This is a genomic window from Acinetobacter sp. EKM10A (genome assembly GCF_011075215.1).
In the GTDB taxonomy this organism is placed as follows: Bacteria; Pseudomonadota; Gammaproteobacteria; order Pseudomonadales; family Moraxellaceae; genus Acinetobacter; species Acinetobacter baumannii.
In genome coordinates, this window is record NZ_JAALLK010000052.1 from 1 (window position 1) to 272 (window position 272).

The following is a 272-nucleotide window of genomic DNA, read 5'->3' on the forward strand; positions in this document are numbered from 1 at the left end:
TCAGGCGTGTACTTACCAGAACCGATACAACGGATCGCTTCCAGATTATTACTAAAGTTGATGGTAAGTGTCTGCAGACAAGCTTTACCCTGAATTGATTGGCCATTAATAAGTAGCTTTTCAACGTTTGGCATACTCACCAGCGGGCGAGTCGATGCTGGAATAGGATTGGTAACAGGATTAACCTGCTGTCGCGTAAATGAGCTACCTACTAAACCAAAGTTACCAGTGATTTTGCCTGTGGTCTGGATCGTCATTTCACCTGTATTCAC

General features: G+C 44.1%; 1 protein-coding gene. It reads right to left on the reverse strand.

All coding sequences use genetic code 11. From position 1 onward, the window contains the following. Window positions 1–272: phage tail tube protein (locus tag G9371_RS19035; RefSeq protein WP_264821702.1), on the reverse strand; the 272-nt coding region annotated here is incomplete at both ends.